15 protein-coding genes are annotated in these 14,052 nt (G+C 58.1%); 6 read left to right on the top strand and 9 right to left on the bottom strand.

Annotated features, from left to right (window positions below; all coding sequences use genetic code 11):
• Positions 1-4 precede the first annotated feature (4 nt).
• Positions 5-1,372 (top strand): FAD-binding oxidoreductase, encoded by a 1,368-nt coding sequence (locus tag ACVWZF_RS00675; protein ID WP_011433506.1) that lies wholly within the window; start codon positions 5-7, stop codon positions 1,370-1,372.
• A gap of 158 nt (positions 1,373-1,530) precedes the next feature.
• Here ACVWZF_RS00675 and ACVWZF_RS00670 read toward each other — a convergent pair whose 3' ends face one another.
• The 3 genes from ACVWZF_RS00670 to ACVWZF_RS00660 form a co-directional block, all read right to left on the bottom strand.
• Entirely contained in the window at positions 1,531-1,965 is a 435-nt protein-coding gene (locus ACVWZF_RS00670; protein ID WP_011433505.1) for a DUF29 domain-containing protein, read from the bottom strand.
• A 355-nt stretch (positions 1,966-2,320) separates the two neighbouring features.
• Positions 2,321-3,376 (bottom strand): permease, encoded by a 1,056-nt coding sequence (locus ACVWZF_RS00665; RefSeq protein WP_011433504.1) that lies wholly within the window; start codon positions 3,374-3,376, stop codon positions 2,321-2,323.
• A 79-nt stretch (positions 3,377-3,455) separates the two neighbouring features.
• Positions 3,456-4,592 carry a citrate synthase gene (locus ACVWZF_RS00660; protein ID WP_011433503.1) on the bottom strand — a complete coding sequence of 379 codons (1,137 nt, stop codon included), beginning with the start codon at positions 4,590-4,592 and terminating at the stop codon, positions 3,456-3,458.
• Positions 4,593-5,286: 694 nt separating this feature from the next.
• On the opposite strand from ACVWZF_RS00660, the gene ACVWZF_RS00655 reads away from it, so the two are divergent.
• Genes ACVWZF_RS00655 through ACVWZF_RS00645 form a run of 3 tightly spaced genes read left to right on the top strand, consistent with a single transcriptional unit; the run spans position 5,287 to position 6,235 of the window.
• Positions 5,287-5,778 (top strand): hypothetical protein, encoded by a 492-nt coding sequence (locus ACVWZF_RS00655; RefSeq protein WP_011433502.1) that lies wholly within the window; start codon positions 5,287-5,289, stop codon positions 5,776-5,778.
• Positions 5,732-6,022 carry a hypothetical protein gene (locus ACVWZF_RS00650; protein WP_148202743.1) on the top strand — a complete coding sequence of 97 codons (291 nt, stop codon included), beginning with the start codon at positions 5,732-5,734 and terminating at the stop codon, positions 6,020-6,022. The genes ACVWZF_RS00655 and ACVWZF_RS00650 overlap by 47 nt, the downstream gene beginning before the upstream one ends.
• Before the next feature lie 24 nt (positions 6,023-6,046).
• Positions 6,047-6,235, top strand: coding sequence for a hypothetical protein (locus ACVWZF_RS00645; protein ID WP_011433501.1), 189 nt, complete (start codon positions 6,047-6,049; stop codon positions 6,233-6,235).
• Between the two features lie 192 nt (positions 6,236-6,427).
• Here the strand turns inward: ACVWZF_RS00645 and ACVWZF_RS00640 are convergent, their stop codons facing one another.
• Positions 6,428-7,156: an SDR family oxidoreductase gene (locus ACVWZF_RS00640; RefSeq protein WP_011433499.1), complete on the bottom strand. Its 729-nt coding sequence runs from the start codon at positions 7,154-7,156 to the stop codon at positions 6,428-6,430.
• A gap of 84 nt (positions 7,157-7,240) precedes the next feature.
• A complete protein-coding gene (locus tag ACVWZF_RS00635; protein WP_457410580.1) occupies positions 7,241-8,476 on the bottom strand; it encodes an anion transporter in 1,236 nt (411 codons plus the stop codon).
• A 301-nt stretch (positions 8,477-8,777) separates the two neighbouring features.
• Between ACVWZF_RS00635 and thrB the strand changes: the two genes are divergently transcribed.
• Positions 8,778-9,704: a homoserine kinase gene (gene thrB, locus ACVWZF_RS00630; protein WP_011433497.1), complete on the top strand. Its 927-nt coding sequence runs from the start codon at positions 8,778-8,780 to the stop codon at positions 9,702-9,704.
• Positions 9,705-9,728: 24 nt separating this feature from the next.
• Here thrB and ACVWZF_RS00625 read toward each other — a convergent pair whose 3' ends face one another.
• From ACVWZF_RS00625 to eda, 3 genes are read right to left on the bottom strand one after another with little or no spacing between them, the layout of a single operon-like run.
• The gene (locus ACVWZF_RS00625) at positions 9,729-10,286 is read right to left on the bottom strand and encodes a diacylglycerol kinase family protein (RefSeq protein ID WP_457410579.1); all 558 of its coding nucleotides are present in this window, start codon (positions 10,284-10,286) and stop codon (positions 9,729-9,731) included.
• A complete protein-coding gene (gene ybeY / locus ACVWZF_RS00620) occupies positions 10,270-10,761 on the bottom strand; it encodes an rRNA maturation RNase YbeY (RefSeq protein ID WP_457410578.1) in 492 nt (163 codons plus the stop codon). The genes ACVWZF_RS00625 and ybeY overlap by 17 nt, the downstream gene beginning before the upstream one ends.
• Positions 10,762-10,786: 25 nt before the next feature.
• A complete protein-coding gene (gene eda / locus ACVWZF_RS00615; RefSeq protein ID WP_457410577.1) occupies positions 10,787-11,500 on the bottom strand; it encodes a bifunctional 4-hydroxy-2-oxoglutarate aldolase/2-dehydro-3-deoxy-phosphogluconate aldolase in 714 nt (237 codons plus the stop codon).
• Between the two features lie 686 nt (positions 11,501-12,186).
• On the opposite strand from eda, the gene ACVWZF_RS00610 reads away from it, so the two are divergent.
• Positions 12,187-13,311 carry a murein hydrolase activator EnvC family protein gene (locus ACVWZF_RS00610; RefSeq protein ID WP_457410576.1) on the top strand — a complete coding sequence of 375 codons (1,125 nt, stop codon included), beginning with the start codon at positions 12,187-12,189 and terminating at the stop codon, positions 13,309-13,311.
• Here ACVWZF_RS00610 and ACVWZF_RS00605 read toward each other — a convergent pair.
• Positions 13,302-13,952: an ABC transporter ATP-binding protein gene (locus ACVWZF_RS00605; protein WP_011433492.1), complete on the bottom strand. Its 651-nt coding sequence runs from the start codon at positions 13,950-13,952 to the stop codon at positions 13,302-13,304. The genes ACVWZF_RS00610 and ACVWZF_RS00605 overlap by 10 nt on opposite strands.
• Between the last annotated feature and the right edge of the window lie 100 nt (positions 13,953-14,052).

Raw genomic sequence — 14,052 nt, 5'->3', positions numbered from 1 at the left:
ACCTATGATCGTTGCCGCTCCTGACAAGCTGCAGGCTTTGCCTTCTGACTTAGAGGGTATTGAGATCATCACTGATCCGGCTCAGGTGGCCAAGTTGTCGTTGGATTTTTACCACTACAGCCCCGTGCTGAGCCGACAACTGAGCGACAAGCGGGGAGATTTGGTGGTGCGCCCCGCCGATGAGGCCGAGGTGATGCGGGTGGCAGCGGCCTGTGCCAGGCTGCGGATCCCGGTTACGGTGCGCGGTGCCGGTACCGGTAATTACGGCCAATGTATCCCGCTGGCCGGGGGTGTGATCCTGGACATGGGCAAGCTCAACCAGGTGCTTTGGGCAAAGCCGGGCTTGGCGCGGGTGCAGGCGGGGGCCAAGTTGATGGCCATCGACAAACACACCCGGGAGATGGGCTGGGAGATCCGCATGGCTCCTTCCACCTATCGCACGGCCACCATCGGGGGGTTCATTGCCGGCGGCAGCGGCGGCATTGGCTCTGTGACCTACGGCCAACTGCGGGATCGCGGCAACATCTTGGGTTTGCGGGTGGTCACCCTGGAGGAAGAGCCGCGGGTGCTGGAGCTGCGGGGAGACGAGGTGTTCCAAGTGAGCCATGCCTGGGGCCTCAATGGGATCATCACCGAGGTGGAGATCCCGCTGGCGCCTGCTTACCCTTGGGCAGAGCTGGTGGTGGCTTTTCCCCCCGCAGGAGGGTTTATGCCCTGTGCCCATTTTGGCCAGGCCCTGGGCGATGCGGATGGGATCATCAAGAAGATGATCAGCCTGCACGCTTGGCCGATCCCCAGCTACTTTGCACCGCTGCGGGGTCATTTGCCAGAAGGATCCGCTGTGGCCCTGTTGATGGTGGCCGAATGCAGCCTGGAGCCGCTGTTGGAGCTTGTCCGGGAACATGGGGGCCAAGTGGTTTACAACAAAACGGCCCAGGAGGCCAGCAAGGGGATCTCGCTGGGGGAATTTTCTTGGAACCACACCACTTTGCACTGCCGCAGCGTGGATCCCAGCCTGACTTATTTACAATCGGCTTTTCCTGCCGATCGGGAGCTGAAGCTGGTGCAGCACATGTACGAGTATTTTGGCGACGAAGTGCTGATGCACCTGGAGTGGATTCGCATCAACGGGCAAGCTACCCCCGTCGGCCTGCAAATTGTCCGCTTTACCACCGAAGAGCGCCTGAACGAGATCATGCGCTACCACGAAGAGCAGGGAGTATTTATTGCCAACCCCCACACTTTCATCATCGAAGACGGCGGGCGCAAAGTGATGGATCCGCGCCAGATTCGTTTTAAAGAAGAAGTGGATCCCTATGGCCTGCTCAATCCGGGCAAGATGCGCACCTGGCAGGAGCGCGCCTCTGCTTGAGGAATAGCAACAGTAGCACAGCAATTGGCCTTGGTCTATCTGTATTGCCCATGTTTAATCCCTGATGGATTGTCTGGGCAGGACAACACCAGTCCAAAGCTCTACAGTCAGTACTGTGGGAATGCTGTCCACCGTTAAATGCTTTGTGGTGTGGACTGTCAAACTTCCGGCAGCCAATCTTCTGCCAGCACCAACTCTGGAGAGTAGGGACAGACATCTGGAAATGTCGAGATTTCTATCCCCGTTTGCCTGGCTGCTTGGCGGCGCGCCCGTTGATAACTCTCTTCAAGTTGCTCTACCAGATAACCTTTTAGGCTAGGGCTATCTTCTATGGCCAATCCGATTTGGGTTCGCGCATCTGTAATGGAATCTAGCCAGCTATCTGAACGGCGCTGAGGTTGATATTGCCACTTGAGCAGATGCAGCAGAAGGCGAGTTAATTGACTGGTAATCCCTCGTCGTTCGCTCTTACCCAAATTCTCAACCTCTTCAATTAAGTGTGTTAGGTCAATTTCATGCCAGCGCCTTTCCCGCAATAGCCGGGTTGTTCGGTCAATCCACAAGTTAAAGTCTGTCGAGTATAGATTGCTCATAGCTTTGTCCTGCTGAAAAATAGGGTCGCGATAATTATGAAATCCAGACTACGTCCTTCTTGAGTTTACTACAATAAAACCTGTAACACCTGAGTTCTCAACCGTCTGGGAGCAGAGTCCTCTGGTGACAAACCTTATCCAGGCAACTCTTTCTATAGTCATTTCGATTTAAAGCAGGACACTGCACCCACACTTAAAGTGCACCGAGCCGGAAGGCTTTTCAAGGACTCCGTCCCGCTGGCGCGATCAGAAGCCCAGGCGTCTTACCCTAAACTGAAGCAACTATATTTGACGAATATTTGACGGAGAGTGGATGGAGAGGGTGTCCCTGTGGAGAAAGGTTCAAACAAACGCTTTAACTGCCATAGTAGTTGATGGCTAAAGCTCCCACCAGAGTAAGCTGAAAGACCAAGATCACGAAGTAGAAAATGGCGCGGGGCTTGAACAGAGTGAGCATCAAGCCTATGGCTTTCAAGTCTACTATCGGCCCAAACACCATAAAAGCCAACAGGGATCCCGGCGTGAAGGTGGCGGCAAAGGAGAGGGCGAAAAAGGCATCCACTGTCGAGCAGATGGAGATGATCCCGGCCAGGGCCATCATGATCAGGATTGAGAGCAATGCATCTTGGCCATAATCCAGCACAAACGAACGCGGGATCACCGTTTGAATCAGGGCCGCCATCGCCGAGCCCAAGATGAGCACGGATCCCAATTCGCGGATCTCCCTGGCCCAGGTCTGCAGCAGGAGAACTCCTTTTTGTCGCCTGGAGGGAGAAGGCGCAGCGGCCAGAGCAGAGCGATACACATCTTCAGCCGTTTGTAAAGTGGCCAGGGATCGGCCAGAGGCCCCTTGGGCATAGCCCTGGGATCCAATCCAGAAGGTGCCCCCCTGCAACAACGGCGAGCGGGAGATGTTCTTCGGATCAGCTTCTTGGGAGCAATTGCGCTGCAGCTCCCGCCAGACTGACGGCTGCAACAGAGGCTGGAAATCCTTTTGCAGGCTGAAGATCAAGCCGACGACAACCGCAATGCCAAAGGAAAAGAGAACTCGGTAGATCACCAGCTCCGGCATGGAGCGAAAGGCAATCCAAGTGGAAAAGATCACCACCGGGTTAAACACCGGCGCCGCCAACAGAAAGGCCACCGCCACGTGGGGTGGGATCCCTTTGATCACCAGTTGACGGGCCACCGGCAGGTTGCCGCACTCGCACACCGGGAAAAAGAATCCTAAAGCGCCACCGGCCACCGCGCTGCCGATTTTGCCTTTGGGCAGGAAACGGGCCAACTGGGATCCCTCGACAAACACCGCCAGCAGCCCCGATAGAAACACCCCTAGCAGCAAAAATGGCATGGCCTGCACCACAAGGCTCAGAAACAGGGTGAACCCGTCTCGCCAAAGGGGAGAGTCCAAGAGGCTCAACACACCACCTCACGCACGACTTGGGCCTTACTGAGTTTGGATCCCGGCCCAGCGCCCTGTCAAACGGCTCTCAACCCCGCTCTTCTATAGGGATGTAGCGTTGCTGGCGTTCACCTGTGTACACCTGGGTGGGTCGGAAAAGCCGATTATCGGACAACTGCTCCCGCCAATGGGCCAGCCAACCCGCCGCTCGGGCAATGGCAAACACCGGTGTAAACAAATCTTCTGGGATCCCCAACTTGGCGTAGACCAACCCTGAGTAGAAGTCCACATTCGGGTAGATCCCCTTCGGCCCTAACAACTCCTCACACACCCGCTCCACCTCCAGGGCAATGTCGTAGTACTTGTCGTGGCCGTAGCGCTCAAATAGCTCTTCGGCCAGCCGCTGCAGGATGGTGGCCCGCGGATCCTTCACCTTGTAGACTCGGTGGCCCATGCCCATGATGCGCTGTTTTTTGGCCAGCTTCTCCTCGATAAACGAGCGCACATTTTCCACCGAGCCGATTTGCCGCAGCAGCATCATCACCTGTTGGTTGGCCCCCCCGTGCAACAGCCCCGAAAGGGTACCCACCGCCGTGGCCAGGCTGCTGTAGGGGTTAGCCAGCGTGGAAGCGCTCACCAGAAGGGCAAACGTAGAGGCATTGACCGTGTGCTCGGCGTGCAGGATCAGGCAGATGTCAAAAATGCGGGCCAACCAGGGATCCGGCTTCTTGCCCGAGAGCATGTATAGGAAATTGGCAGCATGATCCAGGTTGTCGTCCGGGGGAATGGGATCATTGCCCTGTCGCATCTGGTGGAACATGGCCACCATGGTCGGCAGCTTGGAGAGCAAGCGGGTGACGGTGCCGAACACATAGTCGGGATCCATCTCCCGCAGCGGGTAAAACAGCCCCAAGCCCGCCACACAGGTTTGCAGAGCATCCATCGGGTGGCCCGACTCCGGAAACGACTTGATCATGTCGCGGATGCGGTATTTCACCCGTCGATGACTGCGGATTGCCTGATCAAAGTTGTCCAGCTCCGATTGGGTCGGCAGCTTTCCAAAGATCAGCAAGTAGGCTGTCTCCAGAAAGGTACTGTGGGCGGTCAATTCCTCGATGGGGATGCCCCGATATTCCAGGATCCCCGCCTGGCCATCCACAAAACTAATGTTGGAGCGTGTGGCCGGAACGCCTTCCAAGCCTGGTCTGTATTCGCCATCCGCCATGGTCGGATCCTTAGAGCAAGTATTTCCTAGATAATGATGAATCAAGGGTTGCCAAAGGTGCCTGGAACCCAACCCCTTGCTCCCCTCGGGCAGTACTGACCCCGCTTTGCCCCATTGACATGCTCCCTGCTCTAGAGGGCGAGGATTCCAGTTACTGGTTCCGTGACAGCACTTACCGTAAAGGACTCCGTCTCGCTTTCGCAAGAAGGTTTCCCCTCTACGACAGCGGCGCTTGTCTCCCCAGTGGTTTTCTTTTTCAAGGCGGCTTCCCCCTGCCCTAGGGTGTTGTTGCAGACAACAAAAAACTATTACAAAACTATTTATTTATTATTTGTTTGGGTTTGACCCAGTCGTTAAACCGTTGGGCTTCTGCAGCGGTTGACTACCCTGCCGCTGCCGGCAGCATAGCACAAAGCCGCTCCCTACTGCTCCGCAAGCTGTCGCGACTGCGTCAGCGAGCCGTGAGCCTTGAGGGCCCAGTTTTTGGGTAAAGCAAAGTTTGGATCCCTGCAGCCAAGTGCCGCCCTTGCCATCCTTTACAGAGAGCTGGGCTGGGATCCGCCTTCTATCTTGCAACAGCTCCCGCTGCCCGACGCAAAAATTGTTGCTATGGTGAGAACTGCGCCCGGCTTGAGGGATCTTGGCGCTTGCCGGAGCCGTGAAAGTTCGCTCCCCCGCTTGGAGATCGGCACCGATGTCGGATACTGCTCAAACTCACCTTGGCTCCAGCCCAGTGCAAGGACTGCAGTACGTGGTGCTGGGAGTGGCCACTTGCTTCCAGCAGGATCAGGAAGGTCGCCTGGTAGAGGTTTTGGTGGCCGAGCCGGTGCCTGCTGCCGATTTGGACTGCCTGGCCCAAGAACGCCGCAGCACTTCCTATCTTCTCCTCTACGCCACAACCTATGCCGAGATCGTGAACAACGGGATCCCAACTTTGCCTGCCGATGTTTTCCCGCCAGGGGTGTTGTTGGGAGAAGACTTCGTGGAACGGGTGCAGGCAGCGGCCCGCACCTATCGCAACAAGCCCCAGTTTCGCCATATCCCCCTGCACCAAACCTGCACTCCAGAGCGGGGGGTGTTTAAGCTCAATCACAGCGTTGAGCCCCGACGGATCCTCAACGCGGTTGTGGAGGTGAAGGATGCCGACAACATCAAACAGCACCCCCACACCCATCAACGGCTCTGACTCACTGGGCTGTACGGGTCAGACGTGCCCTGGAAAGCAGGTTGAACCGCCACTCTGGGCTAGGCTTCGGGATCCCTCTACCCTTCTGGAGCAGGTACGCAGCGGTCAGGTTTGGCTGGTTAAGGGAATGGGATCCCATGGGCTGTTGCTGGAGAAAGCTCATATTGTCGAGCTGCTGGAGTTTGGTGCAGCCGTTGGCCTGGCCATCGATCGCGATTGCCGAGCGGTTTTGCCGATCGCGTAAGCGGGACGGAGTCCTTTTGGCCAAGTGTATCTGCAGGCCCCTGCCACTTTTTTGGAGCGTCAGTGGGGCTATCGTCGTCGCGCTCGCAGCACCGAGATCCTGCAAAAGTTGACAGAGGCTTACCCCAGCCGCGGCGGGCTGCCCTTCTCTGGCAGCATCTTCATCAGCAGTTTGGGCCGGCGTTGCTTGCTTCTGTGCCGGACGAATGGCTAGGACGGTTGGTGGGGGTGTCGGGAGATCTGATCCAACGTTGCCGCCAAGAAATGAGGATCCCTGCTGGCGCTTTGGGCTGCAGAGAGCAAGATTGAGACGGGGGGAGCCCAAGAGAGAAACTCGAGCGCTTGTTTCACCAAAAGACAAGCTGCTGCCGCCTCAACCCCAGCAAAAGGACGGCAAAACACTTGGTCAAAGGAATTGGTGGCTTTCCGGCTGCAACACTATCTCGCTCGGTACAGCACCAGCGGGCGCTGTAAGGGCAAAGCAGATGGCTTCCGCAGCCGTGGCAGGGCTGAGCATCTTGTCTCGTTGCACCTTCAGGCTGATGGGATCCCAGAAGGGTGAGTCGATGCCCCCGAAGTAAAACAGCGTAAATCTGACCCCAAAGCGCTTCAGCTCATCGGCCATGCACTTGCTAAACCCGACCACCCCAAACTTGGCCGCACAGTAAGCAGAGGCCATCGCCATGGGATAACGTCCAAGGACGCCGGGAAAATTGAGGATGTGGCCGGATTTTTGCTCCCGCATGGGGTTGGCAGCCAGTTGGCTGGTGTAGAAGCTGCCCTTCAGGTTGACCGCCAGCATTCGCTCCAGGTCTGCGGGGGTTAGCTGGGGAGCAGGCTTCAGGATCCCGGCCCCGGCCAGGTTAATCAGCACGTCAATGCGCCCATGCTTTTGCACCGTTTGGTTGACCAGGGCCTCTACCTGGGCATAGTCCGTCACATCAGTAGGGATCCCCAATCCAGAGGCAGCCCCCAAAGAGGCTGATTTCTCCACCAGAGCTCGCAGGGGCTCTTCTCGCCGAGCGGCCAACACCAGATGGGATCCGGCCTGAGCCAGCATGGGCACCAGGACGCTGCCGATACCCCCTGTTGCCCCTGTGATCAAAATAACTGCCTGCGATAGCGGAGAAGACACGTTACGTTTCTTAAACTCTTTTTCCCATCATACACAGGGATCCCGACAAGCCAGTCACAGCCCCACTGGATCCCTCGACAGAGGTCATCTGAGCGGTGGAGAAGACAGGAAAGGCTGGCACAGCCACAACCCACTGAACCCCAGGGTTAGGAGAGTGAGGGGCAGGCCAAAGCGCAGATGTTCCCCAAACGAGAGCACGTAGCCTTTTTTGGCCGCTGCCTCAACCGTGATCAGATTGGCCACCGCCCCAAATAGAGTCAAATTGCCCGCCAAAGTGGAGCCGGCAGCCAGCAACAGCCAAGCGGTGGTCTCCTGCCGAGGCAGGAACGATTGCAGCAACAGCACCGCCGGCACATTGGAGATGAGGTTGGATAAAACGGCCACACTACTCAGCAGGGCAAGAGGGGATCCCGCCAGACTCTCTGCCAAGGATCCCAAGCTCATCCCCCAAACAGTGACCAGCTCTCCCGTTGCCCGCGTCAGGATAAATAGCCCGGAAAACATCACCAGCAGATTCCAGTCCACCTGCTCCAAAAATCGCTCTGGCTTCAGCCTACGGGTAATCAACAACAGGGCCGCCGCCACCAAAGCCGATTCTGCCAAGGGAAGTCCGGCTACAAAGGCCACAAACAGCCCCCCCGTAATCACCACGCTCTTGCGCAACAGGGGCGGATAGAGCCGCAGCGGCAGCCAAGGCACCTGGGCAAAGGGTTTCAACGAGCGCACCTCAGGGTAGTACAACCACAGCAACCCCACTTCCAGCAGCAGCCCTACCACGGCAATGGGGGTCATCTGGGCAGCAAACTCCAGATAGCCGATCCCAGAGAAGGAGCCGATCAGGATATTCTGCGGGTTGCCGCTCAGGGTAGCGACGGATCCCAGGTTGGTGGCTGCCGCCAAGCCCAGCAGATAGGGAATCGGGTTTAACCCCAGCACCGTTGTGACCTGCAAAGTCAGGGGAGTAAACACCAGCGCCAGCGTGTCGTTGAGCAGGAAAGCCGAGAGCAGCCCGCTGCCGAACACCAGCATGATCAACAGACCAAAGGGGCTGCGGCTCACCCGAATCAAGCCCAGCAAAGCCAACTGAAAAGCCCCCCCATAGGACAAGCTGGCATTTACCACCATCATGCTCAGGAGAAACACAATCGTGGTCGGGTCAATGGCTTCCCAAGCCTGCCGTAGCGACAAGGTCCCCAAGCCAATCAACAGGGCGGATCCCACCAGGGCGATGGTGGCCCGGTTCATACGCAACCTAGGCAGGGATCCCAGTCCCAACCCGACATAGCTCAAACCCAACACCAACCAAGACAGCCCCTGCACCCCTCAATCCCTCCCCCACTTCTTTCAGGATCCCTGATGGGTTCAGCCAATGGCAAAGGCTGGAGTTGAAACAGGCCCAACATTCCCGATACTCAATGAAGTCACAAATAAGTCACAAGAACCAATCATGGTCAGAAACCTTTCGGGATAGTCCAAAAGCTCCGCTGGATCAGCGCGTTTGCCTCGGCGAGCTGCAGACCGAGCAGAGGTGGCGAGAATATCCAAGGTCTGGCCATCGTTCGTAGGATAATGGGAGCCCGCAGACATTGAGTTACCCACCGTTCACTGAGGAGTTGTCCCCTTGGTCAAAGAACGCGTAGAGGTCATCGTCCCGGCCACCACCGCCAATTTGGGGCCAGGGTTCGACTGCATCGGTGCAGCCCTAGAGCTCTACAATCACTTCTATTTTCGCGAGATCCCTTCTGGCCTCAGCATCCACTACCGTGGCAGCGACCACATTAGCCAGAGCAAGGACAACCTGGTGTACCGGGCTTTTTGCCGCGCCTTTGAGCTCCTGAGTAAGCCTGTGCCGGGGGTAGAAATCGAAATCACCCTCAACGTGCCCCTGGCGCGGGGGTTGGGCAGTTCTGCTACCGCCATTGTCGGCGGCTTACTGGGGGCCAATGCCATTGGAGCACTCAACTTAGCTCCCGAAACCCTTCTACAACTGGCTATTGCCTTGGAGGGCCACCCAGACAATGTGGTGCCCGCCCTGCAGGGCAGTTGTCAGCTTTGTGTGCAGGGACAGCAGGGGCAATGGGTGTTCTGTCCGGTGGAGTGGCATGAGAGCATTGGCATCTTGGCCGTAGTGCCCAACTTTAAGCTTTCCACCCAAGCGGCCCGCGAGATCCTGCCCAAATCCGTCAGCTTGGCGGATGCGGTTTTTTCCAGCAGCCATCTGGGCCTGCTCATTCGCAGCTTGCAGTCGGGGCGGGTGGACTGGCTGAAGGTGGCTCTGCAGGATCGGCTGCACCAGCCGGCGCGTATGGAGCTGATCACTGGGTTCAAAACGGTTCAAGCTGCAGCCATGGCTGCCGGAGCCTATGGGGTGGTGATCAGCGGAGCCGGCCCCACTCTTCTGGCCCTCTGTGCTCCCGAGAATCGGGAACGGGTGGGATCCGCGATGGTCAGCGCTTGGGCGCAGTTGGATATTGAAGCGGAGGCCAAACTGCTCAATCTGGATCGGCAGGGAGGACGGGTGGTGATCCACTCCCAGCCGTCTGGATAGGAAACTTCCTGTCCAATCGGGGAGCTACCCTGCTGCCGGGAAGCCGTCTTGCAGCAGCAACACCAAAGGCGGAAGAAATAGCCAAGCCGCCACCATCAAGGATGCCACTGCCGCCATCAACACCGCTGCCGCCGCGCAATCTTTGGCGATCTCGGCCAAGAGGTGATACTTGCTGCCCAGGGTGAGATCCACCACTGCTTCCAGAGCGGTATTCACCAGCTCCAGCGCCATCACCAAGCCGCTGGTCAGGCTGATCAGGGCCATTTCCACAGCGCTCAGCCGCAGGCCCAGCCCAAGGCCAAAGGCTATCACCGCCACCGCCATGTGGATGCGCAAGTTGCGCTGAGTGCAGATGGCATAGACCAAGCCCTTGCCCGCGTAGTAAAAACTTTTGCCCAGGTTGTCAGCCACTTGCCAAGAGGGGGGGCGTCGCCAGGGATCCATCCCCGAAGGCTCGGCAGTTGCTGCGGGATCGGCCTCAGAGATAGGCGCTGGGTCTACACCGGTGGGCCCGGAATGGACGCGCCGCCGGAACACCGCCAGGCGAGAACGCTCCGGCAACCGACTAGGGCTGTTGGCCATGGGCCACCTCCCCATCCAGTTGGATGGCTGCGAGCAACTGTCGCTGTTGCTGCAACATGCGCTGCAGGGACAGTTCATCCGGGTGATCCCACCCCAGCAGATGGAGCAACCCGTGGCTGGCCAACCAGGCCAACTCTTGCGAGAGACGATGCCCCTGCGCTTTGGCCTGTGCGCGGGCGGTGGGCACCGAAATCACAATATCCCCCAGCAGGCGTACCCCCGTTACGTCTTGGATCTCAAAGGGGGCAAGCATCTCCTGTGCGGCAAAGGCCAGCACGTCGGTAGGCTCGTCGAGGTGGCGAAACTCGCGGTTGAGCTGGCGGATGTGCTCATCGGAAGTGAGGCAAAGGCTGAGCTCGCATGGCTCCTGGACTCCCAGCTCTTTCAGCCAGATCTCAAACCAATGACGCCAAGTGGCTTCTTCAACCGGGCTGGGGATGTTGAATTGCAGATAGAGATCTAAAAATCCATCCATGCGGGCCTCACTCACACCACGCCCCTTATTCTACTGGTTTGCCCAGATTGGGCCAGGTTTTGTTTCTCTGCTCCGCAAGCTGCTGCAGCACCTGTCGCAGTCGATTCTCCAACAGATGGCAGCCTGAGTCCAAATCCTCTGTCGGGAACAGATCCCCGGCAATGCCCACTGCCCAGGCCCCTGCTTGCAGGTATTCCGCTGCCTTGGCCAAGGTGACTCCCCCGGTGGGGATCAACGGCAGGGATCCCAGCACCGATTGTAGATGGCGCAGGTAGCGGGATCCCCCCATGCTCTCCACCGGAAACACCTTCACTGCCGTTGCCCCCGCCTGCCACGCCCTCCAGATCTCGCCGGGGGTGAGGGCACCGGGCACGATGGGCAGCCCCACCTCCCGACCCCAACGGATGACTTGCTCATCGGTTAAGGGGCAAACGCAAAACTGGGCTCCTGCCTGCCAAGCCTGCTCCGCCACCTGCCGATCGAGAACAGTGCCCACCCCTATCCAACACTGCGGGTGGTCTTGTCGCAGTTGGGCAATCAGCTCCAAATATTGGGGAACTTGCGTGGTGATTTCAATGTGGCGGATCCCGGCTCGGATGGCCAGCATGGCTCCCTCGAGAGCTTGGGCTGGGCTGGCCCAGAGGCGGATCACGGCAATCAGCGGCTGCTGCCACAGATGGAGTAACCAGGGGTGCTGTGACCCTTTTCTGAAACTGCACTCAGCATCCTCGAATGCCATCTGTAGGAAAATACCCGCTCAGTGTTTTGCAGTTGCTTGGGTTTAGCTTAAGTTTAATTGCAATCCAAAAACGAAAAAGTCAGCCTGCCAATGAAATAATGACAAACCATAAAGCCTAAACGTCTTTTCTTTCAAGGGAAAGCTTAGCAGATGACTCAGGAACAAGCAAAGCCGGTGTTTTATAGGGGCAACTGTTTGCGCGTTCGTGGCCTTTGCCGGAGTGTTTGCTTTTCCCAGCTTTTCACGGCGTTGCTGGTTCCTGCTCTGGCCTTGTTGTCTCCCTAACCGGTGCTGAACTCAGCAGAGAAGAGGAGGAAGATTCCTCAAACCAAAGGTGCCGCAAGGTATCCCGTCTGTATGAGGCAACTTTTTGGTTGGCCTTCTAAGCGTGAGGTTTGCCAGCAGGTGAGCGGCCAGTTTATCGTCATTTCCTAGTTTTTCTAGTCCGTTGAGGTTGCTGCCGCTTGAGTTGCATGCCGTCAGGCCTGTGGGATCCGGAGGTGGAGTCGCTACTGTCTGGCTCTTCTGTTGCTGTTCGGAGTAGCCCTAAATAGCCAGCTCAGGCCCGATTCAGATCCGTGGGGATCTTTGTATCCTTAGGGTCGATGGGTCAGTCGCAGAGGGTGTGAGGAGTGACGAGTCTCAGTCGTGGGGCACACAGGCTAAAAGGGTGGATAGCGCTCGGATTGCTCACCCTCTTGCTGTTGGGGGGACTGGGGGGGGTTGCCCCGTCTCAGGCGCAGAATGTCAACCAATTGCAACAGCGGCAGCAGCAGATCCAGCACCAAATCCAGAGCACTCAGCGCCGCTTGGGAGAACTGCGCCAAGCAGAAGAAGAAGCCCGCCGCCGCATGGGATCCCTGCAGCAAAACATTCGACAGACCGAATCCAGCCTTCGCGACAATCAGTATCGTCTGGAACAAGCCCAGAAAGCCCTGGAGCAAGCTCAAAAGGAGCTACAGGAGCTGGAAGACCGCCTGAGACGGCAGCAACAGGGCACGGCTGCCCGTTTGCGCTACATGCAGCGACAGGGGGCCGAACATTGGTGGGCTTTGCTGCTCACCAGCCGTGACTTAAACGAGTTTTTCGACCGCCGCCACCAACTGCAACTGTTGATCGAGGCGGATCGGCAGTTGATCCAAGAGCTGCAAGCAATGGCCAAGGAGGTGGATCAACAGCGCATTGCTCTGGAGATGCAGCGCAACGAGATTTCCTTGATTTTGCAGGAGCTGGCCGCCCAGAAGAATCAACTGCAGCAGCAGGCTGCCGCCCAAGAGCAACTGGTGGGCCGCTTGGCCAACGAACGCGCGGCCTATGAAGCAGCCCAACGGCGGCTGGAAGCCGATTCCCAACAGTTGACTCTCCTCATCCAGCAACTGATCGCCCAGCAGGCCCAACAGCAGGGGGGCAGGGATCCCGTTCAAGGGACGGGCCGATTCATCGCTCCGGTGCGCGGGCCGATCACCAGCGGCTTTGGCTGGCGGGTTCACCCCATCTACCGCAGTCGCCGCTTTCATGCGGGGATCGATTTTGGTGTGCCCACCGGCACTGCGGTGAGAGCCTCCGACCGGGGCACCGTCATCTACGCCGGCTGGTACGGCGGCTATGGCTACACGGTGATTGTGAATCACGGGGGCGGCATCACCACCCTGTACGCCCACAACAGCCGCGTTGCCGTTGGGGTAGGCCAGCAGGTACAGCGGGGGCAAGCAATTGCTGCTTCCGGCTCCACCGGCCTCTCCACCGGGCCCCATGTTCACTTTGAAGTGCGCGTCAATGGCCAACCGGTGGATCCCCGCCGCTACCTGTGAAGCAAAGCCTCCGTCGGCAACAGCTTCAGGGATCCCGCCTGCAATGTCCACCGCACATCGGCAATGGAGGACAGCTCCTCCGGGTCGTGGGAAACCACCAACACCGTCCAGGTGGACTTTAGCCGAGCCAACAGCTCGATCAACTGCCGTCGCACCGACCAATCCAATCCTGCCGTCGGCTCATCCAGCAACAGCAAAAACGGGCCACGGATCAACTGGACGGCCAGGGCCAAGCGCCGCTGTTGCCCGCCGCTGAGGCGGTTTGGGGAGGTATGTAGAGGGATCCCTTCCAATCCCACCTGTCTGAGGGCGTTTTCGATCTCTTTTCTCTGTAGCTCTGGATAACCAAAGCGCATTTCCTCCAGCACCGTCAAGCCGCAAAAGTGGCGCTCTGGAAACTGAAACACCAACCCCGCCATGCTGCGCAAGCGGTTGGGGGAAAGTTCTGCCCCTCCCCAGGTAATCCGTCCTTGGGTGGGCCGCGCCAAGCCAGCCAAAATCTCCAGCAGGGTGCTCTTGCCCGCCCCACTTTTGCCCACGATCAGCCCCAACTGGTTCAGGCCCAACTCAAAGGAAAGATCGTTGAGAATGGGCTGGGAAACGCCTGCCGGATGGTAGGAAAGATGCTGAACTTGCAACATGGGGGGCAAAAGAGGGGGATGCTGTCGTTATTTTGGCACCGGAAGATCCCCGCGCGACAGCTATGGCCCTTCTTCAGCGGGAAGGTCGAAGCTTGGGAAA

The sequence above is a fragment of the Thermostichus sp. OS-CIW-30 genome (assembly GCF_054060215.1).
This window is presented reverse-complemented; position numbering and strand designations above follow the sequence as displayed.